Genomic DNA, 26791 nt, shown 5'->3' on the forward strand with positions numbered 1-26791 from the left:
ATGTTCTTGAATACTATTCGACCTGCCGAAGGTAGCAAGCCTACTGCCAAACGTCGCGGACGTGGTATGGGTAGCGGCTTGGGCAAAACAGGCGGACGTGGCCATAAAGGTCTTAAGTCTCGTTCTGGCGGTTCAGTACGTCCTGGTTTCGAAGGTGGTCAAATGCCTTTACAGAAACGTCTACCGAAATTTGGCTTCACTTCACGTCAAGCTAAATTTGTTGCTGAAATTCGTTTGAATGAACTAGCAGCAGTAAATGCTGAAGTTGTAGATTTAGCTTCTTTGAAAGGCGCTGACATCATTGGTCATCAAATTAAAACTGCACGTGTAATCTTGTCTGGTTCTATCGACAAAGCTGTTACCGTTCGTGGTCTTAAAGTGACTAAAGGTGCTCGTGCAGCTATCGAAGCAGCTGGCGGAAAAATCGAGGAATAGATGGCTAAGCGTGGTTCACTACCAGCTGGAATGCAAAACGGTTTAGGCGAACTTTGGTCGCGTATCCGTTTCGTATTCTTAGCAATTATTGTATACAGAATAGGTGCTCATATACCGGTTCCGGGTATTAACCCAGATCGTTTGTCAGCACTATTTGATCAAAATGAAGGCACAATCCTGAGTCTATTTAACGTATTCTCAGGTGGGGCATTGGAACGAATGAGTATCTTTGCTCTTGGTATTCTGCCCTATATTTCTGCTTCTATTATTATGCAGTTGTTAACGGTAGTTAGCCCGCAGCTAGAGCAGCTTAAGAAGGAAGGTGAAGCTGGGCGTCGTAAGATTACTCAGTATACCCGTTACGGCACCGTCCTTCTTGCGTTAGTCCAATCAGCCAGTATGGCTGTTGGCCTAGCCAGTCAAGGGATATCATTCAGTTCTGGTTTAGAGTTTTATGCTGTTGCAGTTATTACTCTTGTTGCTGGTACTGTCTTCCTTATGTGGTTGGGTGAACAAGTTACTGAAAAAGGTATTGGTAATGGTATTTCCATTCTTATCTTTGCAGGTATCGTGGCTGGGCTACCTTCTGCTCTTGGTATGTCATTCGAATCGGCTCGTCAAGGCGATATAAATATCCTTGCCTTATTGTTGATTGGCATTTTAGCTATTGCGACCATCGCATTCGTTGTTTTCATCGAGCGTGGACAGCGTCGCATTACAGTTAACTATGCAAAACGTCAGCAAGGCAAAAAAGTGTTTGCTGCACAAAAGAGTCATCTACCATTGAAGGTGAATATGGCGGGTGTAATCCCACCAATCTTCGCTTCAAGTATCTTGTTGTTTCCTGCTTCGATTGGCCAATGGTTTGGTCAAGGTGAAGGTATGGAATGGCTTCAAGGTATGTCGTTGGCTCTAGCACCTGGGCAACCTCTATATGTGCTGTTGTTTGCTATAGCAATTGTATTCTTTTGCTTCTTTTACACAGCATTGGTGTTCAACCCTAAAGATGTGGCAGATAATTTAAAGAAATCCGGTGCGTTTTTGCCGGGTATTCGTCCAGGCGATCATACCGCTCGATATATTGATGGGGTAATGACTCGATTAACACTGTTTGGTGCTTTGTACATCACGCTAGTGTCCCTGATGCCTCAGTTCTTTGTTGTGTTCTGGAACGTGCCTTTCTACTTTGGCGGTACATCGTTACTGATCGTAGTAGTTGTGGTTATGGACTTCATGACACAAATACAAAGTCATCTGATGAGTCATCAATATGAGTCATTAATGAAAAAGTCTAATCTGACTGGTTATGGTCCAAATGGCCTAATGCGCTAAGCATAGGTTGGAGTTGAACATGAAAGTACGTGCATCTGTAAAGAAAATCTGTCGTAACTGTAAAATCGTTCGTCGTAACGGTTCAGTTCGAGTGATCTGCTCTGAGCCTCGTCACAAACAGCGTCAAGGTTAATTTAGAGTCGGGTTCGCTCGATGATGGGAAGGTGGTTGATTTTTCGCCTAGAGTTAGGCATAATCAGCCGCCCTTATGAAAGCAAGTGATGAATTATCATCCTAACAACGGAGTAAAGTTGAATGGCTCGTATAGCCGGTGTCAATATTCCTGACAATAAACATGCGGTCATTTCTCTGACTTACATCTTCGGAATTGGTCGCACACGTTCTCGCGCAATCTGCGCGTCAACAGGTGTCGCAGAGTCTGCTAAAATCGGATCTCTAAGCGATGAAGTGCTAGACCAGTTACGTGGCGAAGTTGCTAAGTATACTGTAGAAGGTGACCTTCGCCGTGAGCTAAGCATGTCTATCAAGCGTTTGATGGATATGGGTTGCCACCGCGGAATTCGTCATCGCCGCAGCTTACCAGTTCGTGGTCAACGTACCAAAACGAACGCTCGTACACGAAAAGGCCCTCGTAAGCCAATTCGTAAGTAATCTTAACGCGTTTCGCTCTAGTTACAGGTAATTAGAGCTGAGCATTAAATAGGAAAGTGCAATATGGCTAAGCCAGCTACGCGCAATACCAAGAAAAAAGTCAAAAAGACGGTTGTCGACGGTGTTGCTCATGTACATGCGTCTTTTAACAATACAATCGTGACTATCACCGATCGTCAAGGCAATGCTTTGTCTTGGGCGACTGCCGGTGGTTCTGGTTTTCGCGGTTCACGTAAGAGTACTCCGTTCGCTGCACAGGTTGCTGCTGAACGCGCAGGTGCTGTTGCTCAAGAGTTCGGTCTTAAGAACGTTGACGTTATGATCAAGGGCCCTGGTCCTGGTCGTGAGTCCGCAGTTCGTGCATTAAATGCATTAGGTCTGCGTATCAATAACATTACGGATGTGACGCCAATTCCACACAATGGTTGCCGTCCACCGAAAAAACGTCGCGTTTAACTGAGGAGACAGATACATGGCTCGTTATATAGGTCCAACTTGTAAGTTGTCTCGTCGTGAAGGTACCGACTTGCAATTGAAGAGCGGTTCACGCGCTCTTGAGTCGAAATGTAAAGCAGAGACAGTTCCTGGTGTGCACGGTGCACGTCGCGGTCGTCTTTCTGATTACGGCTTACAATTACGTGAGAAACAAAAAGTTCGTCGTATCTACGGCGTACTAGAAAAGCAATTCCGTAACTACTACAAAGATGCGGCTCGTGGTAAAGGTGCAACTGGTGAAAACCTTCTGCAACTTCTTGAGTCTCGCTTGGATAACGTAGTATATCGCGCTGGTTTCGGTGCGACACGTGCGGAATCTCGTCAGCTTGTTGCTCACAAAGGCATTCAAGTTAACGGCGCAACAGTAAACATTGCATCTTACCAAGTTAAAGCTGGTGATGTTGTTTCTGTTCGTGAAAAAGCTAAGAAGCAATTGCGTATTCAAAATGCAATTGAGCTATCTAAAAATCGCACTTCTACACATTGGGTAGAAACTGATGCGACTAAACTGGAAGCTGTATTCAAAGCGGCTCCAGAGCGCAGCGATTTATCAGCTGAAATTAATGAGAACCTAATCGTCGAACTTTACTCTAAGTAAGTTCTGGCTATTAGGATTAGATATAGGTGGATCTATGCAGCGTTCAGTGAGCGAATTGTTAACCCCACGCAACATTGAAGTACAAGAAGCAGGTAAAACACGCTCTAAAGTTACTCTTCAACCGCTTGAACGTGGTTTTGGACATACTTTAGGTAATGCGCTACGCCGTATTCTTTTATCTTCAATGCCTGGTTGTGCAATTGTTGAAGTAGAAATCGACGGTGTATTGCATGAATACAGCGCCATTGAAGGGGTTAAAGAAGATGTAATTGAAATTCTTCTTAACCTTAAAGGAGTTGCGATCGCTCTACACGGGCAAGATGAAGCAACTCTTACTTTAAGTAAAAAGGGACCTGGTGTTGTAACAGCTGGCGATATTCAGCTTGTTGCAGATGCTGAGATCTCGAATCCTGATCACGTAATTGCGCACTTAGATGATACTGCAGAACTAAATATGCAGATCAAAGTCGCTCGTGGTTGTGGTTATGAGCCTGCTGATGCTCGTATTGCAAGTGATGATGAGACTCGTCCTATCGGTCGCTTGCAACTGGATGCCTCATTCAGCCCTGTGCGTCGTGTTTCTTACAGCGTCGATAATGCTCGTGTAGAGCAACGTACTGACCTAGACAAGCTTGTCATTGACATCGAGTCTAACGGTACTATCGATCCAGAAGAAGCAATCCGTCGCGCGGCTACTATCTTACAACAACAGATCGCTGTGTTTGTTGCTCTTGAGAGCGAAAGCGAGCAAGTTGTTGAAGAAGAAGAAGATGAGATTGATCCAATATTACTACGCCCGGTTGATGATCTTGAGTTGACCGTTCGCAGTGCTAACTGTTTGAAAGCAGAGAACATTTATTACATCGGTGATTTGATTCAACGTACTGAGGTTGAGCTTCTTAAGACGCCTAACCTAGGTAAGAAGTCGTTGACTGAAATTAAAGATGTTTTAGCACAGCGTGGTTTGTCTTTGGGAATGCGTTTGGAAAATTGGCCACCGGCTAGTTTGAAAGACGATAGCAAGGTACTAGCTCGCTAGGTCATTGTTCCCTGACCACCGTAGTTCGGTAAGGAATTTAAAATGCGTCATCGTAAGAGTGGTCGTCACTTAAACCGTACTAGCTCGCATCGTAAAGCGATGTTCAAAAATATGGCTGCTTCTTTATTTGAGCACGAAGTTATTAAAACTACGTTGCCGAAAGCCAAAGAACTTCGTCGAGTTGCTGAACCATTGATAACAATGGCTAAAGTTGACTCCGTTGCGAACCGCCGTTTAGCCTTTGCACGTACACGTGACAAAGCTGCTGTAGGTAAATTGTTTGGCGAACTTGGTCCTCGTTACCAAGCTCGTCCAGGTGGATACATCCGCATCCTAAAATGTGGTTTCCGCGCTGGTGACAATGCACCAATGGCTTACGTTGAATTGGTCGACAGACCAGTTGCTGACGAAGCGGCAGACTCAGCTGAATAAGCCGAGTATGTAACATGAAAAACCGGACTTTATAGTCCGGTTTTTTTTGCTTTAAATTTTGTTTAAGGCTTACCTTATGGCTTTAACTTCATTATCTATGAGTTTTAAAGGCATAAAAAAACCTCCCGGAGGAGGTCTTTTAGTTACTTCTATTCTTTAGTCCATCTTCAACAAAGGTTTTAAGAATCTAGCGGTATGGGACTTTGTTTCCATAGCAACTGTTTCTGGTGTGCCTTCGGCAATGATATAACCACCACCACTACCTCCTTCTGGGCCGAGATCAATAATCCAGTCAGCTGTTTTAATAACATCTAAGTTATGTTCGATCACGACTATGGTATTACCATGGTCACGCAACCTATGCAGAACTTTTAATAACTGTTTGATATCTTCAAAATGTAAACCTGTTGTTGGCTCATCTAAGATGTACAAGGTTTTACCTGTATCTCGTTTAGAAAGTTCTTTAGAAAGCTTAACCCTTTGCGCTTCGCCACCAGAAAGTGTGGTTGCTGCTTGTCCTAGGCGAATATAGCCAAGTCCAACATCTATTAGTGTCTGAAGTTTACGAGCAATAGATGGGATAGCGTCAAAGAAGCCTCTCGCATCCTCTACAGTCATTTCTAAACATTCATGTATGTTCTTATCTTTATATTTAATCTCTAAGGTTTCACGATTATAACGTTTACCTTTACAGACATCGCAAGGCACATACACATCAGGTAAGAAGTGCATCTCTACCTTAATTACACCGTCACCTTGGCAGGCCTCACAACGGCCGCCTTTTACGTTGAAACTAAAGCGACCTGGTTTATAACCACGAGATCTTGCTTCTTGTGTCGCCGAGAATAGCTCTCGCATTGGTGTAAAGATACCTGTGTAGGTTGCAGGGTTTGACCTTGGTGTTCTACCAATTGGGCTTTGGTCTATGTCTACACACTTATCAAATAGGTCTAAACCTTTTACTTCTCCATGAGGAGAGGCTTTAAGAGTCGTTGCACCATTAAGTGCTGTTGCAGCTAATGGATATAAGGTGCTGTTAATAAGAGTTGATTTACCTGAACCAGACACCCCTGTTACACAGGTCATTACTCCTGCTGGTATTTTGAGATTAACATTTCTCAAATTGTTACCAGTAGCATCAGAAAGTTCCAAGTACTCGTTATTTTTAGCAGGAATACGTGTTGCAGGTAGGTCTATACCTAAGGTGCCATTTAGGTACTTACCTGTAATCGAATTCTTATTATTCATTATGTCCTGCGGCGTACCATGAGCGATAACTTGACCGCCATGAACACCTGCCCCTGGGCCGATATCAACGACAAAGTCAGCTACACGAATAGCATCTTCATCATGTTCCACTACTATTACTGTATTCCCTAAGTCTCTTAAGCGAGTTAGGGTAGCAATGAGTCTTTCATTGTCTCTTTGATGCAGGCCGATAGAAGGTTCGTCTAAGATATACATGACACCAACAAGGCCAGCGCCTATTTGGCTTGCTAAGCGTATTCTTTGTGCTTCACCACCTGAAAGGGAATCCGCTTTACGATCAAGGGTGAGATAATCCAAACCAACATTAACCAAGAAGGTTAATCTATCGCGAATTTCTTTTAGTATTTTGCTAGCAATTTCACCTTTCGCACCAGCGAGTTGCAGGTTCTCAAAATACTCTAAACAAGCTGCCACAGGCATGACTGTGATTTCTGGCAGGGTTTGCTCTTCTATAAAGACATTACGTGCCGCTTTATTTAGACGAGAACCTTTGCAGTCAGGACAAGGTTGCACGCTAATATACTGAGTTAGATCTTGGCGTACGCTATCTGATTCTGTCTCGTGATAACGACGTTTTAGGTTAGGTAGGACACCTTCAAATGGATGCGAGCGACTTATTTTGTCGCCTCTGTCATTAATGTACGTGAATGACAGCTCTTCTTTACCTGAGCCTTCCAGAATGCGTTTTTTGAATTTATCTGGAATATCTTTATAAGGCAGTTCGATATCAAAACCATAATGATCTGCTAAGGCGTTTAATTGTTGGAAATAAAAGATACTTCTACGTCCCCAACCGCGAATAGCGCCTTCCGCCAGAGTAAGTGTGTCATCAACAATGATAAGTTCAGGATCAAATAATTGATGCGTGCCTAGGCCATCACAAGTACCACAAGCACCATTTGGGTTGTTGAAGGAGAAGAGTCTTGGCTCAAGCTCTGTCAAACTATATCCACAAACTGGACAAGCAAACTTGCTGGAAAAGATATGCACATCTTTTTCATCATCCATGTTCACTGCCATCGCAATGCCATCTGACAATGCTAAGCAAGTCTCAAAAGATTCAGCTAAACGTAGTTGTAAGTCTGGGCGAACCTTAAATCTGTCTATGACGACTTCAATTGTATGCTTTTTATTCTTCTCTAACGCAGGAGCGTCATCTAGATCTACTACGAGGCCATCGATACGTGCACGAATAAAGCCTTTTGATAATAGATCACTGATAGTATGTAAGTGCTCACCTTTTCTATCTTTTACGATAGGGGCGAGTAGCATCATCTTACTGTCTTCAGGTAAGGAGATAACCTTATCTACCATTTGTGAGATAGTCTGAGCTTCTAGTGGTTCACCATGTTCTGGACAGCGTGGTTGGCCTGCACGAGCAAATAATAGGCGAAGATAGTCATAGATCTCAGTAATGGTTCCCACTGTCGAGCGAGGGTTGTGGGAAGTAGACTTTTGCTCAATAGAAATCGCTGGGGATAAACCTTCAATATGATCAATATCGGGTTTCTCCATCATGGAGAGAAACTGCCTCGCATAAGTTGATAAAGACTCTACATAGCGACGCTGTCCTTCAGCATATAATGTATCAAATGCCAGTGATGATTTACCTGAACCAGATAAGCCGGTAATCACAACGAGTTTGTCTCGAGGAATATCTAAATCTATGTTTTTTAGATTATGAGTACGTGCCCCACGTATAGTAATGGTATCCATTAATCTTGTGCCTATTATGCTCAAAAGTGCGAATGTTAGAGAGATGGGTGAGGCTAAAAACAGTACTTGCGCATCACACAGGTCGTAAAAGAGTGAATATTATCAACTAATCTACTACTCATCTTAAATTACTGTCTATTTTTACAGTAGTTCAAATGGAGCTTCAACGGTATTTTTTGTAAAATTGCCAACCTTTGTCATTAATTTTGTTTGGTCTCCCTATTTATGGATGCACTTGAGCGTCGATCTGTCCTGGCTTTGGCCAGCGTATACCTGTTTAGAATGCTGGGCTTATTTCTTATTATGCCTATTATCAGCATTGCTGCGGACGACTTAACTGGCGCTAATGCTGCACTAATAGGTGCCGCGATTGGGGTGTATGGACTAACCCAAGCTTTGTTACAAATTCCTATGGGGATGATGTCAGACAAAATAGGGCGCAAACCTATTATTTTGATTGGCCTGACAATTTTTGCTTTAGGTAGCTTAATCTGTGCTAATGCCGATAGCATGACAAGCTTGATTGTTGGTCGAGCAATTCAAGGCGCTGGTGCGATAGCGAGTACCTTGATGGCTTTGCTAAGTGATGTCACCCGAGAGCAAAATCGTACCAAGGCTATGGCGACTGTGGGCATCAGTATTGGCGTGTCTTTTATGCTGTCACTGGTAATGGGGCCTTGGCTATTTTCCATGATAGGGCTAGCAGGTTTATTCTATTTGTCTTTGGCTTTCTCAGTAATCGGCATGGGGCTAATCCTGTTCGCTGTTCCTAATGTGAAGCAACATACCTTTAAACGAGATACCACGCCTTCCTTACAAGCTCTCACGCAAGTCTTTGCTAATAAGCCACTGCGCTTTATGAATATGAGTATCTTTATACTACATGCCAGCTTAACTGCGCTATTTGTAAGTATTCCTAGCTTGCTGCTAACTAAGTTTGATTTAGCGCTGGCAAATCACAGCTGGTTGTATCTGGCAGTAATGGGGCTTGCCTTTGTTGGCATGTTACCTATGGTGATAGTGGCTGAAGCGAAAGGTAAAATGAAGCAAGTGGTTAGCTATGCCATTCTAATGTTGGCGTTTGGTACCTTATTGATGGGCTTTAGCTCTTCTGTTAGCTTGTTCGCCATTACCCTTTGGCTGTATTTTGTTGGTTTTAATACCTTAGAAGCCACCTTGCCATCTTTGGTTAGTAAAGTATCCCCTGTGGGCTTTCGCGGTACAGCCATGGGCATTTTCTCAACTCACCAATTCTTAGGTGCTTTTGTTGGCGGCATTGGCGGCGGTTGGATACTACAAAATTATTCTAGCCAAACACTTTTTGTGGCCGTGGCCGTGATTATGTTTATTTGGACCTTCCTTGCAACGAGACAAGCACCAACGCGTCATTTAACCAGCCTTGCATTTAGCTTGCAGCATCTAGATCTTACGCAAATAGATAAGCTTGCCAATGACTTATCTGATGTGGATGGAGTAGAAGACATGCAAATCTTTAGCGACGAAAAAACGGCTTATCTCAAGGTGGATAAAAAACTCTTAGATAAAGATAAATTACTGCAGCTAGCACCCACTGTTTCAGTGTAAACTAGGGCACATATTTGGCCTTGGCCTAAAACGAATTTAGAAAAAACGAATTTGGCGTCCATTTGCTGCAAACAGCAAGTGCATAAAACGCTAAACGAATAGGAAAACTTGGAGAACGTCATGGCACGTGGAATAAATAAAGTCATCTTGATCGGTAATGCGGGCAATGATGCAGAAGTACGTTATATGCCTTCTGGTGGCGCGGTTGCAAATGTCAGCCTAGCAACAACAGAAAGCTGGAGAGACAAGACAACAGGTCAAATGCAAGAGCGTACTGAGTGGCACCGTGTTTCTTTTATGGACCGTGGTAACTTCCGCCTAGGTCAAATTGCCGGTGACTACATCAAGAAAGGTTCTAAAGTGTATGTTGAAGGTTCTCTTCGTACACGTGAGTGGGAAAAAGACGGCATTAAACGTTACACCACAGAAATCATTGCTAACGAAATGCAATTGCTAGATGGTCGTGGCGATCAAGCTGGCCAAGGTGGTTTTGACAACAATGCACAAAACGGTGGTTTTGGTGGTCAACAGCAGCAAGCGCCAGCAATGAACAATATGGGGAACCAAGGTGGCTTCCAGCAAGCACCTCAGCAACAAGCGCCTCAACAAAATAATGGTTTCCAACAGCGTGCACCGCAACAACAAGCACCGCAGCAAAACCAACAGCCTCAAAATAATGGTTTCCAACAGCAAGCGCCGCAGCAGCAACAAGCTCAGCCGCAATCTTTTGGTAGCTGGGGCCAGCAACCACAACAAGCTGCTCCACAGCAAAATCAACAGCAAGCTGCGCCTCAACAGCGTGCGCCACAGCAACAGGCTCAACAACGCCCAGCGGCACCAGCACCTAAGCCTGCAGCACCTAGCTTTGATGATTTTGATGATGACATTCCTTTCTAAGGAACAGATTGTCTAGATTGAAATACAGAAAGCCTCGCTAAATTAGCGGGGCTTTTTTTGGGCTGTAAATAGAGCTGAAATCTTACCCGTAAAGTACGGTCGCTATTATTCAATGTAGAGTGTTTTTTATAGTATGATTTAAGTTATTGAAATAGTTAGATAATTGATTGGCAGGGACTTATGCAATTTGTTAAAAACGGACCAAATATACCTGATGAACTCCTTCAGGCGCATGAAGATGGCAATGTCATTTTCTTCTGTGGAGCTGGTATATCTTATCCTGCCGATTTACCAGGCTTTAAGGGTCTAGTGGATAAAATATATCTTGAGGTTGGTGAAACTAAGAATGAAATAGAATCAAATGTTTATGACCGTGAGCAATTTGATAGCACTCTTGATCTTCTTGAAAGAAGAGTTGTTGGTGAAAGGCAGACTGTTAGAAAAGCGTTATTAAAAAGCTTAAAACCAAACTTCAGAAAAAAGCATGCTTTACGCACCCATGAGTCTCTTTTGAAGCTTTCTTGCGACAATGAAGGAATGACTCGTTTAGTTACAACAAACTTTGACAGGATTTTTGAGAAGGTTATAAAGCAGCGGAAGCTTGATATAAACTCTTTTGTTGCACCATTACTGCCAATACCTAAAAAAAGTCGTTGGGATGGATTGGTCTACTTACATGGTTTGATTCCAGACAAAGAAAACTACTCAGATTTAAATCGCCTAGTTTTCACTAGTGGTGACTTTGGGCTGGCTTATTTAACAGAACGTTGGGCATCGCGCTTTGTCTCTGAATTATTCCGAAGTTATGTTATTTGTTTTGTTGGATATAGCATTAATGATCCGGTACTTAGATATATGATGGATGCACTAGCTGCAGACCGTATGCTAGGAGAAGATCTACCAGATGCTTATGCTTTTGCTGATTTTAAAGCTGGTAATGAGGAAGTCGCAGCGAATGAGTGGAAGGCTAAGAATGTAATTCCGATTCTCTACGAAGATCATTCAAAATTACATGACACCTTAGATAGTTGGGCTCAAACATACTCAGAAGGATCTCTAGGTAAAGAAAGTATTGTAGCAAAGTATGCAATGTTCCCACCTACAGCGAGTACTCAAAATGATGACTTTGCAGGAAGGGTTATCTGGGCATTATCTGAGCCAAATGGCTTACCTGTTAAACGATTCTCTGAGCTAAATCCCTGCCCTCACATAGATTGGCTTGAGATAATTTCGGAGAGACGCTACTCAAAAAAAGATTTACCTCGACTTGGCATTTCTACATTAACAGAGGGTAATTCAGACTTAAGTTTTAGTTTAGTTGAAAGGCCTTCTCTTCCTAGCGAAAGTATATACGACTCTATTCGTTCTTTGCATTATGAAAACAGTAATTGGGACCGTGTAATGTCTCAAATTTGCAACTGGCTTTTAAGGCATCTAAACGACCCGAGACTTGTATATTGGTTAATAAAATATAGAGGCGAGCTTACTAGTAGTTTTAAAAGTACCCTTGAAAGAAAACTGTCTGCGTTAAACAAGCTTGATGATAATGAAAAGCTGATTTTACAAGAGAATTCACCGAACGCTATCCCTGATGATGAAATGTTGTCTCTTTGGAAAATGCTACTAGCAGGCAGAATCCATACAGCATCAAATGATTCTCGATTGTATAACTGGGTAGGCCGAGTAAAGCAACATGGCTTTAATACGCTCTTAAAGCTAGAGCTGAGAGAGTTATTAGCTCCAAAAATATCCATTAAGAAGCCATATAGCTTGAGTACACGACGTTATGATTGGGAATTAAAGCTAACATATAATTTAAAACACGATATAGAGAAAATAACCTCATTAATAGGGCCTGAAAATTTAGCAGAACTCTTTGATGATTTTCAAGTGCTGCTTGTTGACGCATTAGATTTGGCCCAAGAGATGGGGGAGGCTGATAACCTCATAGATAATTCCCACTGGGACTTGCCATCAATTTCTCATCATATGCAAAATCGAGGTTATCATGACTGGATAATTTTAATCGAGCTGTTGAGGGACTCTTGGTTAGAGGTTTTGTCTAAAAATATTTTATTAGCTAGGGAAAAAGCTATTCTATGGTTTCAAAAACCTTACCCTGTTTTTAAAAGGCTTGCTTTATTTGCTGCAAGTTATGATCAGGTTATTGCTCCAAAACAATGGTGTGATTGGCTATGTCAAAATGATGCTTGGTGGTTGTGGGATACACAAACTCAGCGTGAAACTATGAGGCTACTGGTGCTTCAAGGTGAAAATTTAGATCAACACAGTCAATCCTGTTTAGAGGAGGCTATTCTATCAGGTCTCCCTCGTCGGATGTTCCGAGAAGATTTGGAAGTAAGCCAATTTCAAGAAATGAATGAACATACCATATGGTTACATTTAGCTAAGCTTGATAGTGGTGGAGTAAATCTTTCAGACAACACAGAAGCATACTTCAAAGAGTTATCATCTAATAATCCAAAATGGGAGCTTGATAATAAATATCAAAAAGATGAGTTTTCCCATTGGATGAGTGGTTCGGGTGATCCTGATTATGAGGATAAGCGAACATACGAATTGGCACCAACAAAGAAGTTAGATTTAATGGAATGGCTGATGGAGAGTAAGTCTAATTATTCGTTCGAACATGGAGATAATTGGAGAGATGTTTGCATAGAAGATATGAGTTTAGCCTTCAACTCTCTTTATGATTTATTTAATGGAAAAAAATTTCCTGAACATCGATGGAATGTTGCGTTTTCAGCTTGGTGTAGCGATAAAACAATAGCTGATTCGTGGATATTAGCTGCTCCAATTATAGTCACATTCTCTGATGACCAGTTTGTAACATGTATTCATGGTATTGGCCGGTGGCTTCAAGCTGTATCTAAAAATGTAACATTACATGCTGAAAAATTTCTTCTTTTAGTAGAGCGAGTATTAACGATTTACCCTGAAAGTGAGAATACAGGAAATGTTGCAACTGTTTCTTCTGCTATTAATCATCCTGTTGGCATATCAACAGAAGCATTATTTAATTACTGGTTTACTACTGGGTTGCAGGATAATACAAAAATCGATGGAAACTTTTCTCAAATTTTCCATCTTATTTGTATTGATAAAACCAATGCTTTTGATCAGGGAAAGGTAATTGTAGCGTCTCGGGCTATGGCTTTGTATCGTGTTGACCCAATTTGGACGAAAGATAATTTAGTCCCTTTATTTGACTGGGACAAGAATGAGAGGGTGGCTAGTATAGTTTGGAACGGCTTTTTATGGGGAGCGAGAATATACCTCCCGCTAATGGAAGAGTTGAAAGATTCATTTATTGATACAGCAATGAGGCTCCCTTTTTTAGAAGGTGGTGAAAGGAGGTATATAGAATTTTTAATTCATATTTCTTTAGAGAAAAATGCGATTTTAAACGATAAAGAAGTTCATCTTGTATTTAATAAACTATCGCTTAAGTCCTTAGAAAATGCTGCAAATATTCTAAATCAAATTCTTAGTGCTTCAGAAAGAAAAGAAGAGCTTTGGAAGAATAGAGTACTCCCTCTATGGAAAAGTGCTTGGCCAAAATCGAAAGATAAGCTGACACCTAAGATCTCAGACTCATTGATAAGATTTTGTTTAGATTCTGGCGATGAGTTTCCAAATGCCTTTTTGCTGTTGAAAGATTATATTGGAAAAGTTAAACAGCCGGATTATGTTATTAGCTTAATGGCCCAGTCGAAAACATCGGAAAAATTTCCAATAGAAACCCTCGAGTTATTAGATCTTATTGTTGATCAAAATAGCAATAGAGCTCCTTATTCTCTAACAGAAGCTTTAGAGGTATTAGGGAAGTCTAATGGGTTTTGTAATAAATCTCAGTTTAAAAAGTTAATAGAGTTTAACAGACGCTTTGGATGCTAGGGTATTATCTCTTAAAGTAGATCTGGATTGATATTTTAAGAGATCTCAGATAAATTGTCTGAGATCTCTTATGTTAGAGTGATTTCCAAAAAAGAGAAATGTGATTTTGTTTTGGAGTTATCGTCTCTCCGTTTTTATAGCTCCTCTATAATTAGAAAAAATAACGCATAAATCTTAGTGAATGAATTTAAAAGTAAGAAAGGGTTAATGGAATATGATCTTTTTGAAGAGTAAAGTTAAAAATATAGCTTTCTTTTTAGGACTTATTACTGCAGTGATAACTTTGTTAGATTATACAAATGAATTTTACTTTTGGGCTTCAGGTAATGATTCTGTTTTTACTGAAGATGATAAGTGGGTTGGAAGTTACAAGTGTATCGGCTCAGAAAGGATTCACCTTGAATTGTATACAAAAGAAGTGGTAGAGAAAAATGGCGAATTTAATTTAACGATGGAAGCGGCATTTTCTGAAAAGGATCGATTTGATGGAGCCACACTTAGACACGGAAGTTTTGAAGTTTCAGGTAAATATTTTCCAAGAAGTGGTAATGTTGATTTAAAACCTTTAGGACCAGATGATTTTATTGTAAAACCTAAGAGTTCGTATACAACAATTGGCTTTATAGGGAAGGTAACTTCGAATAAAATTAATGGGAGTGTTTGGAATCCTGATGGGTATCAAGGATGTAAGGACTTTAGAGTAAACAAGTTAATTTAAACTTCTCATTTACTTTTTTACCTGAGTGAAACTTGATAACTGTGATTGTTCATTTGTCATAATAAAACCAGTTATTAATATCTTCAATGATGCTTGAATATTGACCGTTAAATACTTTCAACTTTGCTTTGTCAAAGTCCTGTAGGTATTGAACCAATATCCGACAGGGTATTGTTTTTTTTATTACTAATGAGGAATTAAGAGCAAGCTAAGCTAATCAGGCTTTCTCTCCACCGCCACATAAGCCCCTTTCAGTGTCATAGCGACCTGATCACCTTGTTTGACCTCGATTTCTAGGTTGAGGCGACCACGACCTTTGTTGTCGAGGAAAGACATAAATGTGGTTAAGTCTGTTTCATCCGGAAGGCAAGTCTCGGCATAAAAATCATCTGTGATAGGGGCGAGATAGTTGATCTGGCTATCTCGGATCATAACATCACAATCTCGACCTTGTTCACGTAGGTAGAGAGTAACCAGCGCCCAACCACATAAGGTTGCAACCGTAGAAAGAGAACCACCAAAGCCCGTACCTTTATCATTCACATTAGGTGTTAATGCCGCTGGCATTTGCAGTGACTGACCATCATAAACAAGATCACCAAAGCCCATATGATTAATCAGCGGAATTTGTCCTTTTAGCCAAATAAGAAACTCGTCGGCGGTTTGCTGCTGGGTCATATTCGTCTCCGTGAATTATCTTGGTGAAATTGAGTTTGTAGGCTAAGTGCTATCAATTAATTGGTGGACTTGAAGGCTTCTAACTGAGCTTTAGTAAAGTCCTGCAGGTAGCTAATTAATTCTGCCGATGCATTCAAGGCCGTGTCTTTATCCGAGAGAAGTAGGGCGTTCATCTGTCTGATATAAAGGTCTGTACAGTAGGCTTGGTCCTTCGCTGTGGCGTAGTAGCACCAAAAGCGTCGTGAGAGCGCTTGGGTGGTTTTGATCGAGGCAAGAATAAATTCATTTTTAGAAGATTGAGCCAAGATATGGTGCATTTGGCGTAAGACATCCATAAAACCATTTCTGTCTTCAGCATCGAGCTGGGTGAGGGTCATGATGACTTTTTCCACTTCCCTCTTGTCAGCTTCGTTCATTCTATCAATGGCTTTATCAATACATAGACTTTCAATTAGAGATCTTGGCTCCAGCAGTTTGAGCATAGTCATAGGATTAAGCTCAGGAATGACAACGCCAGCACGGGATAAGCGGACTAGGTTTTCATTGGCCAGCTTCATCAAGGCTTCTCGTACCGGTGTACGACCTAAGTTGAGAAACTCACTGATTTCGGTTTCTGTCATAACAGAGCCCGGTTCAATGAGGCAATCGACAATTGCTTCTTCTAACTTCTCTGCTGCAACTTCTGCTTTCGTTCTTTTCTCTAACGGGTTGTGCATGATTGAATAATATCCCAGTTTAGCTTAATGCCAAGGCCATCTTGTTCTTTATCTATTGTAACCATGCCATCCTGATCAATGCTATAAGGATTTTTGATTAGGTGTTGGCGCAACAGAGATGGGCTGGTGGAATATTCAAGAGGCTCTTGTTTGTTCTGGGTTGATAAAAAGTGGCTGTTTACTGCAATTGTGATGTCTGTGTTATAGGCATGAGGCACGATACGTTTGTTCTGTTTATTCATTAAACCTCTTAGCTTGATGACTTCGCTGACTCCTCCGAATAGGGTGATATCCGGTTGAGCGATATCAAATGACTGTTTTTCTAAATAGGGTAGAAACTCTTTGCAGGTTGTCATGCCAAGGTCACCGACGCCTATCGGAATATGAGTTAGCTGCTTTAAGGCAATGTGATCTTCAAGGTTTTCTAAGTTAAATGGCGCTTCTATCCATTTAAAATCTAATGCCTCTAAGGTACTAAGGAAGGGTTTTAATTGTGCTAACGAATTGAATTCTAGTGCCACATCTAGCATTAATTCTATATCTCGACCAACTAGGTGTCTCAGATAATTAAGGTTGGATCGCGTTTTATCAAAGTTGCTCCACCAAGGCTCAACACAAATTTTAATTCGCTTCATACCTTTTTCTAACAAGGGCATGATTTGAGCTTTGATGCCGTCTTCGGTATCCGCTAAAGGGTAAATGGTGGCATAGGCAGGTAATCTTTTATGCTTACGTTCACCAAAGTAATGATGTAATGGGACTTTATTGAGGCGTGAAAATAGGTCCCAAATAGCAATATCAAGCGCACTAATAGCGTGAATAACAGCGCCATTACGTCCATGCCAATAACTACCTTGATACATTTTTTGCCAAAGACGTTTTGGGTCATCTAGGGCTTCGCCTATTAACAAAGCGGCAAGACCTTGAGATAGATGGTTATAGCTTGGCGCTTCAATGAGAGCTTTAATTATTTGCGGAGGCGAGTCGCTTTCACCTATGCCATACATGCCATTGTCTGCTGTAACAACAACCACAACATTTTGGTAGCTACCCTCAAAACGAACAAAGTCCGCTTGAGGGTCTTGTAAGCAATAAACGTCAATTTTCTCGATACGATTTAGCATGAACTTAACCTAAAGATTGAACTCTTTGCGTTGATAAATGAAAGGCTCGATCTGCTCCCAATCTAACTCTACTCCTAACCCTGCTTTAGTTGGGGCTTGGATATAACCATCTGTATCAGGTCTAAATACTTGTTTAGCACCAAACTCATATTTCTCATAAGGGGCAGCTTGTTCAAAATAATGGCAGTTATTGTGGGCTAGCATAATATGAAGGTTAGCCGCTTGAGTTAGGGTATAACCCCATGACTGCACTTCCGCTATTCGGTTTAGCTCTTTGGTAAATTGCATCACTTTATTGGCATTAGTAAAGCCGCCAATACTAGTAACATCAAAACGGCTTCTATCCCAGCAACCTTCTTTCAAACCATACTCAATAAGTGAAGGGTGAGGGAGGCTATTACCGCCGCTGATAACATCTAAATTAAGACGTGAAACCAATACCTGATAGCCAGTGAAGTCTGAATCAGGCAGGGGCTCTTCGAAGAATTCCCACTCGTATTCATCAAGTAGTTGCCCCATTTTAATGGCTTCTTCTAGGCTGTAATTGGCGTCAACATCAAGGCTCCAACCAATGTTTTTACTGCCAAACTCAGCTTGTAGCGCTTCAACTAGCTCTCTATCGGTTTGATAAACACAAGGGGGATGAATTTTAATGGCGTTAAAGCCTTGTGCTAGCATCTCGTGGCAATAATCTAGGTATGCCTCTATGGTGCTGAATACAGGGCTAGACGCATAAGCACGGACTTTTTCTTGTTCTGCTCCTAGCATCTTATAGATAGGCAAACCTAATGATTTGGCTTTTGCATCATGTAATGCAATATCAAATAAGGAGCTGGAAATATGCTTGAGTGGTACATACTTAGCTTGCATATCTTGATGGATTTCAGGAATTTCATCTAGATGACGGCCCAGAATAAAAGGTGACATCAAGGACGCACTATGAAATGCGGTTTGGTCGAACTCATGCTCAGTGTAAGTCGTAAGGCCAGCAATACCTTCTAGACCATTATCAAAAGTAAGACGAGTTACTATCATTGCTTCACTCATAGGCCCTAGAAAAGAAGACCAACTGATCTTCTTTCCATTTGGGCCTATCGCGAAAAGCTCAATTTTTTTCACAATAGGCGCAGACATATTAGGCGTTATCCTCTTTGATATATTTGCTGGTGGTGATCATCATAAGTACTAAGATTCCCATAACAGGTAAACCAACCAATACGGATGCAGTTTGCATACTTTTTAGCCCACCTAGGAACATTAAAGTCAGTGGTAATACGGCGATAGCAAAACACCAGAATAGTCGATTAGAGCGTTCTGGCTCTTGACCTTCACCTAACTCTTTTGTTGTTGCACATGCCATCACGTAAGCAGCTGAGTCAAAGGTTGTCGCAAGTAGTACTATGCCAGAAGCCGCTAGAGCAATAAGGACTAAGCCACTCGCTGGTAAGGTTTTAAAGAGTTCGATAATGGCAACAGCAACGCCTTTTGTATTGACCAGTTCAGACATAGGAAGTATGCCTTCCATTTGTAGATTAATACCGTATCCGCCTAGAACTATGTAGAAAAGGGCACAACCAGAAGAGCCATAAACTAGCATACCAAAGATAACTTCACGGATAGTACGACCACGAGAAATACGAGTAACAAACATACCCATGAATGGTGCGTACGCTACCCACCAGGCCCAATAGAAAACAGTCCAAGCTTGAGGGAAACCACTCTTCTCGACACTGTCAGTCCAAGTGCTCATCTTGATATAGTTTTCAGCCATATAGCCTAAAGAATCCATGCCTAAACCTAGGATGAATTTTGTTGGCCCTACGACAAATACATAAGCAACAATGGCAAGCGTTAATAGCGTTGAGAAAGTACTAAGGCGTTTAATGCCTTGAGAAAGACCAAGACCGCTACTTACAGAGAAAATTGCAGTACAAATAAGAATGACAGAGATGTCCATATAAGTGCCGCCGGCTACTCCTAAGACTTCTGCTAAAGCATTGCTTATCATAGGGGTGCCTAGGCCAAGAGAGGTGGCTGCTGCACCTAATACCCCAAAGATGAAGGTGTAATTGATAATGGTACCAAGAGGCCCGTCGACAAGGTCACCTAATGCGCCACGGCATGATTCACTCACCTTATAGATGTGTTTTTGACGCACATAATAAATATATGAGATAGCAATTGTCGGCACACAGTAAAGTGCCCATGCAGTCGGGCCCCAATGGAATATGCCGTAGCCTTGCGCCACTGTGTACATTTCAGTGGTTTTAGCTTCGATACCAAAAGGAGTCCAAGCATAATGGTAACCCCATTCAGTGCCGCCCCAAAGTAAAAGACCCGAAGCAATACCAGCAAGAAAAACCATGGCTCCCCATGCACCTTTCGAAAACTCCGCTTCTGCATTTTTATCTGCACTTAGCTTGATATTGCCATGGCGAGAAAAAGCCAATGCCAATAAGAAAATAAGTGCACCAAGGCCTATGCCGAGAAAAGCAAAATCAAAGCTGTTTGTCATCCATTTAAAAAGCGCATTGATGGTTGTTTTAGCAGACTCTGGGAAGAGAATAATAGGTAATGCCATAGCAACAATGATCATTAAACTAATGACCTGCATTCTGCGATCGGTTTCAACGCTCGCAGTTTGAGTTTGGGTGTTTGATGCCCCGAGGTTTTGAGAAGACACGCTCATAATTTTTCCAACATATTGTTATTATTTAGTGGTTACCCTGACTGGCTTGGAAAGCGTTAAGCTTGCTGCATCAGTTGGGCGATTCGGTTACCGTCGATCGCTTGAAAATCAAGCGCTTCCATAATCGATATATGTGCAGCAAGGGCTGCTGCTTTTCCATATTCAAAGCATTGGGCTGTGACACGACAGCTTGCTAGTGCTTCGTGTTCACTGCTTAAACAGCGGCCCGCAACAATGAGGTTTTTGCCTTCTTTAGGCACTAAGGTATGAAAGGGAACTTCATAGTAGTCATCCACTAGCCATTCAGTTCTTGGCTTGTCGCCATAATGCAATTCGATCGGCCAAGCGCTTTTCACCATGGCATCTGAGAATTTTGCGCCTGAGACAACATCATGATTGGTTAAGGTTTTAACACCATCGATGGAGCGAGTTTGTCGAACACCCACTTCGGTGGCGTAATCAATAAAGTAGCTATTTTCACAGCCAGGCAAATTTGCCTTCATAAAATTGAAAAATGCCTCAGCTTGATAAATTGAGAATTGCTCGGCTTCTGTATGATCGACAGGGTCTGTAACATCCAAAGCGCGTTTGTCAAAACCTGTGATTTTCGTGGCATTAACGAGAAGCTCACCTGGGTTCACCGTAGGGAATAGCCAAACTTTTTTACGCAGTAGGTCATCTTCTGCTTCAAGCATGCTAACGACTTTTGGGGGGGAAATAGTGTTCTCACCCCAATAGTTTAGGTAAGTCTCCATATCCACATTACCGACTTTAAACATCATTGTTGGGTTTTGAATGATGCCGTTTTGACCCTTACGAGTTTTTTGCCCCAACTTGAATACCAAGTCTGCATCACCACTGGCATCGATAAAGCGTTTCGCTGATACAGAGGTAAAGCCAGACTTTGTATGAAGTACTAGGCCGGTAACTGTGTCTTTTTCAGAAATTACATCAACAACTTGAGTGTGATAAAGGACAGAAATGTTTGGTTGGCGAAGCATGTCAGTAGCGACTTTTTTGTATTTAGCGCAATCATGAGTAGCAACCCAGGTTTTTCCGTATATTTGAGGCTCAGTTAAGCCACCTGCTGCATGCAAGGCATCACAAAAACGCCCAGCGAAACCAAATACAAGTTGTTCTGCTTGTACCTCACTTGGATTCTCAACAGACTTATATAAACCACAGACTGTACCTGATAAGCCTGCGACAGCTGCACCACCACAAAAGCCTAAGCGCTCTATGATAAGCACTTTGAGATCCAGTTCGGCAGCGGTGACTGCTGCTGCGATACCAGCAGGGCCTGCGCCAGTGACAATAACGTCATAGTCACCAAAGCAAGGTAAGTCGGTTTTATAGTCAGCAGGGAGGTTGAGGCAATAGCTCATAGTTAGCACCAAGTATGTTTATATTTGTAGAATATATTTAAAATATATTTTAACTCTTGCTGCTGTCAAGCACTGTTTTACGACGGATTTAAATTTGCTTTCTTAATCAATTCGTTAGGTTTTAAAATAATTGCGTGAGCTTATACATCGTGTAAATTTCAAAAAAGCGCTACAATCCCGCTTCTATCTGGCTTGTATACTTGTATATAAGCATTTGAGAAGGCAGTGTTTAAAGCGGCAATAGAGTTGAAACGAAAGCTCATTGTTATCTTGGTAGTGGTTGAGGTTGTTGTGGAAGAAGATGATTTTTCATTGTTCGCGGAAGAAGTTGCGGGCATAAAAAAAATGCGAAAAGATGAAGTCTATCTTGGCAAAAAAGGGCCGAGTGTAGATTTTAGTGAGCGCAAAAAAGCCGCCACAATCGCACCTGAAAAAGACAGCAATCACTTATCTGCAGACTATGTGGAAAAAGTCGACATCAACGATGTACTTGCCTACAAAAAAGACGGTGTACAAGAAGGGGTTTTTAAACGCTTACGCCAAGGGAAATATGGCATAGAATCTCGTTTAGATTTACATAGAAGGACGGTAAATCAGGCCCGAGAATTGGTGTATCAATTTGTGGGTGACTGTATGCGCAATGATATTCGCGTTGCTATTTTGGTGCATGGTAAAGGCGATCGTACGCCAGATAATCAAGCAACGCTTAAGAGCTACATTAATAAGTGGCTTAAAGACATGGATGATGTCATGGCGTTTCATACCGCTCAACAATACCATGGTGGTTTAGGCGCCGTTTATATTCTTTTTAAGAAGAGCGAAAAAGCACGTCTTGAAGCCTGGGAGCAACATCAAAAGCGTTAATTCTTAACTTATCAGTGTCGTTATCTGGTAATTTTTCCTGTTATTTCACCTGTTTTATTCTAAGCCTGTCTTTGTTCGTGCAGTAAATACGACATTTTTGCTATAATCTTGGCAATTTGCTTAGACCACAAGAAGTTAACGGATTTAATTTTCATATAGAGGGGAGCACTTACATTCATGCTGACCCTATTTAGTCTTTTTCAATTCAGAGGTAGATAATGACAACACATACAGCGCATCACCCAGCGTTTACCCTAGTGCGTAAAGAGTTTATCGATGCATTAAATGTTGAAGTGATTGAGTTTGAGCACAAGGTAACCGGTGCCAAGCATTTCCATATTGCCTCTGATAATGATGAGAACGTTTTTCTTGTTGGCCTAAAAACTGTGCCAACAGACTCTCGAGGTGTGGCACATATTCTAGAGCATACTGCACTTTGTGGCTCCGAGCGTTTCCCTGTTCGTGACCCTTTCTTCATGATGATTCGCCGTTCATTAAATACCTTTATGAATGCCTTCACTTCATCTGATTGGACGGCATATCCTTTTGCCAGTAAAAACAAAAAAGACTTTAAAAATTTACTTGATGTGTATCTTGATGCAGTCTTCTTCTCGCGCTTGGATAAACTAGACTTCTCCCAAGAAGGGCATCGCCTTGAGTTTGCTGAAATGGAAAACTCAGAGTCTGATTTAACGTTTAAAGGTGTTGTATTTAACGAAATGAAGGGGGCTATGAGTTCAACCAACTCTGTGCTTTGGCAAACCCTGACTAAGTACCTTTTTCCAAACAATACCTATCACTTTAACTCTGGTGGTGAGCCGACAGATATTCCTGATCTGTCCTATGATGATTTACTCAGCTTCTACCGTACCCATTACCATCCAACCAATGCTGTCTTTATGACATTTGGTGATTTACCAGCCGCTGAATTACAAACTGAATTCGAAGACAAGGTGTTATCGCGCTTTGAGCGTCTAGATCAAAAAGTGAGCGTAGATAATGCTAAGCGTTATTTCTCTCCTATTAGGGTTGAAGAAGGCTACGCTGCTGATGAAGCGAAAGAAGATGCTAGCCATGTTGTTGTAGGTTGGTTGTTAGGTGAAAGTACAGATTTGAGCCAACAGTATGAAGCTGAGCTTTTGTCTAATGTCTTACTAGATAACAGCGCTTCACCTTTGCGCCGTGCTTTAGAAAATACGGATCTAGGTAATGCGCCTTCTCCTCTTTGTGGCTTAGAAGATAGCAATAAAGAAATGAGCTTTATGTGTGGCCTTGAAGGTGTGCGTAAAGAAGATAACGCCAAAGTTGAAAAACTTGTTTTAGATACGCTTGAGCAAATTGCCGAAGAGGGTGTTGCTCAAGAAATGGTTGAAGCCATGCTGCATCAATTGGAACTACATCAACGTGAAATCGGTGGTGATAGTTATCCTTATGGTCTGCAAATCATCTTGTCAGGGCTTTCAACAGCGGTGCATGAAGGTGATGTCATTGCTCAGTTAGATGTTGAGCCAGTGATTCGTGAATTACGTGAGCGTATTCAATCTCCTGGTTATATTGGCCAATTAATTAAAGATCTACTGTTAAGTAATGCGCATAGGGTAACTCTGAGCTTAAGCCCAGACACTGAATTGGAAGGCCGTCGTAACCAAGCCGAATTAGATCGTCTTGCTTTAATCAAAGCGTCTTTAAGTGATCAAGATAAGCAAGATGTGATTGATTTGAGTTTGGCGCTTCAAGCAAGGCAATCACAAGTAGATGATATGAGTATCTTGCCTAAGATTGGTCTAGAGGATGTGCCAGCAGAGCTTCCTAGTTACGAAAGCAAAAAAATCTCAGCCGATATCCCTGTGACCTTTTATCCACAGGGTACAAATGGTCTGGTGTACGAACAATTGGTTATAGACCTGCCAGAACTAACTGAAAAAGAACGAGACCTGTTGCCTCTCTTCTCTTATGCCCTTGCAGAGCTAGGTTCTGGAGAGCAGAACTACCTTGCCGTGCAAGAAGCGCAAGCGCAAGTATGTGGTGGCATTGGAGCATCTAACTCAATACGCCCATTACTAGATGATAAGCAGCAAGTGGGCGCTTACTTTGTATTATCAAGTAAAGCGCTGGTTAATAAGTTCTCTGATATGAGTGATATCTTAAAGCAGACTTTTTTAGCGCCTCGTTTTGATGAGTTGCCTCGTTTACGTGAGCTTGTTGCTCAGCGTCGTGCTCGTCGTGAACAATCTATTACGGGACAAGGTCACTCTTTTGCCATGATGGCTGCATCAAGTGGTGCCAGTGGTTTCAATATGCAGCAAGAGTCTTGGGGTGGAATGACAGGAATTCGTGCACTAAAAGCGCTAGATGATTCCTTGAACGATGAAGCAAATGTTCAGGCTATGATGGATGTGTTTGCTTCTATTCATGCAAAACTTTTAGCCTCATCTAAGCAGTTATTGCTGGTGGCTGAAGCTCAACATGAAAGCACCTTGCTAGAGTCTTTAAAGGCGAACTGGCAAGGTGTTGATGCGGGTGCGTGCGAACAAGGTTTCTCTATTCCTGCTGTTGATGAAAACCAAAAGGTCGCTTGGCTTACTGCGTCGCAGGTTAACTTCTGTGCAAAGTCTTTTGCAACCGTATCTGGTATTCACCCACATATTGCTCCTTTGACTGTATTAGGTGGCTTCTTACGTAATGGCTTCTTACATAGGGTTATTCGTGAGCAAGGTGGTGCTTACGGTGGTGGCGCAAGTTTTGACCCGACATCTGGTGCGTTTAAATTCTATAGCTATCGAGATCCTCGCTTAGTTGAGACCTTAGATGACTTTGATGCTTCAATTGAATGGCTGTTGAATGAAGAACATTCAGACCTTGCCTTAGAAGAAGCTATTTTAGGTGTGATCGGTTCTATGGATAAGCCAGGCTCGCCAGCAGGCGAAGCCCAAGGTGACTACTTCTTAGCGCTACATAAACGTACTAAAGAACAAAGAGAAGCCTTTAGGTCCGACATTCTTAACGTTAGCATTGCGCAACTAAAAGAAGTCGCGAAAACCTATTTGATAAAAGAAAATGAGAGTGTGGCTGTCATAAGCTCACCTAATAACAAGGATGTTTTACAAGAGTTAAATTTTGACATTCAAACTCTTTAATAAACATTTCAACTAGCGGAAAACTTAATGGATCAGTTTCAAGATATTCGCCCGTATAATGACGATGAAGTCGCTAAGGTACTGGCAAATTTAGTTAACACACAAGATTTTATCGATACGATTATAGGTTTTAGGTTTAAGCACTGGCCTGCAATGTTTAAAGGGCCTTTGTCATTCTTTGTCAAGCTTGCTCTTAAAAAGCAAATGGCAAAAATCCACAATGTTCATGATTTCCAGTCCATCGTGAAGGGATACATGGATAGAATGATTAAAACAACCACAACTGAGGTTGAATATCGCGGTATTGAAAAGTTAGACAAAAGTGTAGGTCATTTATTTGTCTCTAATCACAGGGACATAGCAATGGATCCTGCGTTTGTGAACTATGGCCTGTACTTAAATGGCTTAAGCACAGTGCGTATTGCTATTGGTGATAACTTGCTACGTCGACCATTTGTCTCTGATCTGATGCGTTTGAACAAAAGCTTCATTGTAAAGCGCTCAGCAAATGGTGTGCGTGAAATGATGGCGGCTTTTACTCAGCTTTCTGGTTACATCAATCACTCGGTTGAAAGTGATTTGTGTAACCTATGGATAGCACAAAAAGAAGGGCGTGCTAAAGATGGTTTGGATAAGACCGACCCTGCCATCATTAAAATGTTCTACATGAGCAAGAAGAAAAAGATGAGCTTTGCTGAGGCAATGAAATCTTTGAATATTGTGCCAGTGTCTATTTCTTATGAATATGATCCTTGCGGTCTAGATAAAGCGGGCGAGCTTCATGAGAAAGCTGAAACCGGTAATTATGAAAAGTCTGAATTCGAAGATATCGACAGTATTAAGAACGGTATTGTTGGGAAAAAGGGGAAAGTAGTGATTACCTTTGGTGATCAAATTACCGAAGACTTTGAAACCCCAGATGATTTAGTGGCTGAAATTGATCGTCAAATCATAGCGAACTATGAAATTCACTCTAGTAACAAGAGTGCTCTCGCCATGCTAAATGGTGAATCAATAGATGACCAAGAATTTGCAGACTATATTGCTAATTGTCCGCCTGAATTGAAGCAAACTTTACTACAAATGTATGCAAACCCATTGATTCAAAAAAATCAGCTGGTAGATTAACCATCATTAATAATTGGTGCTGCTG

22 protein-coding genes are annotated in these 26791 nt (G+C 41.6%); 15 read left to right on the forward strand and 7 right to left on the reverse strand.

Going from position 1 to position 26791, the window contains the following annotated elements; translation table 11 throughout:
• The 8 genes from rplO (at window position 1) to rplQ (ending at window position 4943) form a co-directional block, all read left to right on the forward strand.
• Window positions 1–435 (forward strand): 50S ribosomal protein L15, encoded by a 435-nt coding sequence (gene rplO, locus OA91_RS21970; RefSeq protein ID WP_046019613.1) that lies wholly within the window; start codon window positions 1–3, stop codon window positions 433–435.
• Window positions 436–1767 carry a preprotein translocase subunit SecY gene (gene secY / locus OA91_RS21975; protein WP_046019612.1) on the forward strand — a complete coding sequence of 444 codons (1332 nt, stop codon included), beginning with the start codon at window positions 436–438 and terminating at the stop codon, window positions 1765–1767.
• Window positions 1768–1786: 19 nt separating this feature from the next.
• Window positions 1787–1900: a 50S ribosomal protein L36 gene (rpmJ, locus tag OA91_RS24135; protein ID WP_055462823.1), complete on the forward strand. Its 114-nt coding sequence runs from the start codon at window positions 1787–1789 to the stop codon at window positions 1898–1900.
• 122 nt (window positions 1901–2022) lie between these two features.
• On the forward strand, window positions 2023–2379 hold the full coding sequence (rpsM, locus tag OA91_RS21980) for a 30S ribosomal protein S13 (RefSeq protein ID WP_009836291.1): 357 nt from the start codon (window positions 2023–2025) through the stop codon (window positions 2377–2379).
• A 63-nt stretch (window positions 2380–2442) separates the two neighbouring features.
• Window positions 2443–2835 carry a 30S ribosomal protein S11 gene (gene rpsK, locus OA91_RS21985; protein WP_009836290.1) on the forward strand — a complete coding sequence of 131 codons (393 nt, stop codon included), beginning with the start codon at window positions 2443–2445 and terminating at the stop codon, window positions 2833–2835.
• Window positions 2836–2851: 16 nt separating this feature from the next.
• Window positions 2852–3472 carry a 30S ribosomal protein S4 gene (rpsD, locus tag OA91_RS21990; protein WP_009836289.1) on the forward strand — a complete coding sequence of 207 codons (621 nt, stop codon included), beginning with the start codon at window positions 2852–2854 and terminating at the stop codon, window positions 3470–3472.
• A gap of 34 nt (window positions 3473–3506) precedes the next feature.
• Window positions 3507–4511 (forward strand): DNA-directed RNA polymerase subunit alpha, encoded by a 1005-nt coding sequence (locus OA91_RS21995; protein WP_009836288.1) that lies wholly within the window; start codon window positions 3507–3509, stop codon window positions 4509–4511.
• Window positions 4512–4553: 42 nt separating this feature from the next.
• On the forward strand, window positions 4554–4943 hold the full coding sequence (gene rplQ, locus OA91_RS22000; RefSeq protein ID WP_009836287.1) for a 50S ribosomal protein L17: 390 nt from the start codon (window positions 4554–4556) through the stop codon (window positions 4941–4943).
• Window positions 4944–5099: 156 nt separating this feature from the next.
• Here the strand turns inward: rplQ and uvrA are convergent, their stop codons facing one another.
• Window positions 5100–7928 carry an excinuclease ABC subunit UvrA gene (gene uvrA / locus OA91_RS22005; RefSeq protein ID WP_063339853.1) on the reverse strand — a complete coding sequence of 943 codons (2829 nt, stop codon included), beginning with the start codon at window positions 7926–7928 and terminating at the stop codon, window positions 5100–5102.
• A gap of 225 nt (window positions 7929–8153) precedes the next feature.
• On the opposite strand from uvrA, the gene OA91_RS22010 reads away from it, so the two are divergent.
• The 4 genes from OA91_RS22010 (at window position 8154) to OA91_RS22025 (ending at window position 15045) form a co-directional block, all read left to right on the forward strand.
• A complete protein-coding gene (locus tag OA91_RS22010; protein WP_063339854.1) occupies window positions 8154–9512 on the forward strand; it encodes an MFS transporter in 1359 nt (452 codons plus the stop codon).
• A gap of 120 nt (window positions 9513–9632) precedes the next feature.
• Window positions 9633–10409: a single-stranded DNA-binding protein gene (gene ssb / locus OA91_RS22015; RefSeq protein ID WP_046019609.1), complete on the forward strand. Its 777-nt coding sequence runs from the start codon at window positions 9633–9635 to the stop codon at window positions 10407–10409.
• 180 nt (window positions 10410–10589) lie between these two features.
• On the forward strand, window positions 10590–14327 hold the full coding sequence (gene dsr1 / locus OA91_RS22020) for an anti-phage defense-associated sirtuin Dsr1 (RefSeq protein WP_063339855.1): 3738 nt from the start codon (window positions 10590–10592) through the stop codon (window positions 14325–14327).
• A 214-nt stretch (window positions 14328–14541) separates the two neighbouring features.
• Window positions 14542–15045, forward strand: a complete 504-nt coding sequence (locus OA91_RS22025; RefSeq protein WP_063339856.1) for a hypothetical protein — start codon at window positions 14542–14544, stop codon at window positions 15043–15045.
• Between the two features lie 213 nt (window positions 15046–15258).
• Here the strand turns inward: OA91_RS22025 and OA91_RS22030 are convergent, their stop codons facing one another.
• The 6 genes from OA91_RS22030 to OA91_RS22055 are packed head-to-tail and all read right to left on the reverse strand — an operon-like array spanning window position 15259 to window position 21637.
• Window positions 15259–15723 carry a YiiD C-terminal domain-containing protein gene (locus OA91_RS22030; RefSeq protein WP_063339857.1) on the reverse strand — a complete coding sequence of 155 codons (465 nt, stop codon included), beginning with the start codon at window positions 15721–15723 and terminating at the stop codon, window positions 15259–15261.
• Between the two features lie 56 nt (window positions 15724–15779).
• The gene (locus tag OA91_RS22035) at window positions 15780–16439 is read right to left on the reverse strand and encodes a GntR family transcriptional regulator (protein WP_063339858.1); all 660 of its coding nucleotides are present in this window, start codon (window positions 16437–16439) and stop codon (window positions 15780–15782) included.
• On the reverse strand, window positions 16424–17563 hold the full coding sequence (locus tag OA91_RS22040; protein WP_063339859.1) for a mandelate racemase/muconate lactonizing enzyme family protein: 1140 nt from the start codon (window positions 17561–17563) through the stop codon (window positions 16424–16426). The genes OA91_RS22035 and OA91_RS22040 overlap by 16 nt, the downstream gene beginning before the upstream one ends.
• A 9-nt stretch (window positions 17564–17572) precedes the next feature.
• Window positions 17573–18697, reverse strand: coding sequence for a mandelate racemase/muconate lactonizing enzyme family protein (locus OA91_RS22045; RefSeq protein WP_063339860.1), 1125 nt, complete (start codon window positions 18695–18697; stop codon window positions 17573–17575).
• Between the two features lies 1 nt (window position 18698).
• Window positions 18699–20252: a BCCT family transporter gene (locus OA91_RS22050; protein WP_052702396.1), complete on the reverse strand. Its 1554-nt coding sequence runs from the start codon at window positions 20250–20252 to the stop codon at window positions 18699–18701.
• A 56-nt stretch (window positions 20253–20308) separates the two neighbouring features.
• Window positions 20309–21637 (reverse strand): FAD-dependent oxidoreductase, encoded by a 1329-nt coding sequence (locus OA91_RS22055; protein ID WP_046019603.1) that lies wholly within the window; start codon window positions 21635–21637, stop codon window positions 20309–20311.
• A 225-nt stretch (window positions 21638–21862) separates the two neighbouring features.
• Here OA91_RS22055 and smrA point away from each other — a divergent pair, with 225 nt between their 5' ends.
• The 3 genes from smrA (at window position 21863) to OA91_RS22070 (ending at window position 26766) form a co-directional block, all read left to right on the forward strand.
• The gene (gene smrA, locus OA91_RS22060) at window positions 21863–22501 is read left to right on the forward strand and encodes a DNA endonuclease SmrA (RefSeq protein ID WP_231870438.1); all 639 of its coding nucleotides are present in this window, start codon (window positions 21863–21865) and stop codon (window positions 22499–22501) included.
• A gap of 218 nt (window positions 22502–22719) precedes the next feature.
• Entirely contained in the window at window positions 22720–25638 is a 2919-nt protein-coding gene (locus tag OA91_RS22065) for an insulinase family protein (protein WP_063339861.1), read from the forward strand.
• Window positions 25639–25665: 27 nt separating this feature from the next.
• Window positions 25666–26766: a 1-acyl-sn-glycerol-3-phosphate acyltransferase gene (locus tag OA91_RS22070; RefSeq protein ID WP_063339862.1), complete on the forward strand. Its 1101-nt coding sequence runs from the start codon at window positions 25666–25668 to the stop codon at window positions 26764–26766.
• Window positions 26767–26791 lie beyond the last annotated feature (25 nt).

It is taken from the genome of Marinomonas sp. SBI8L (assembly GCF_001624705.1).
Taxonomy (GTDB): domain Bacteria; phylum Pseudomonadota; class Gammaproteobacteria; order Pseudomonadales; family Marinomonadaceae; genus Marinomonas.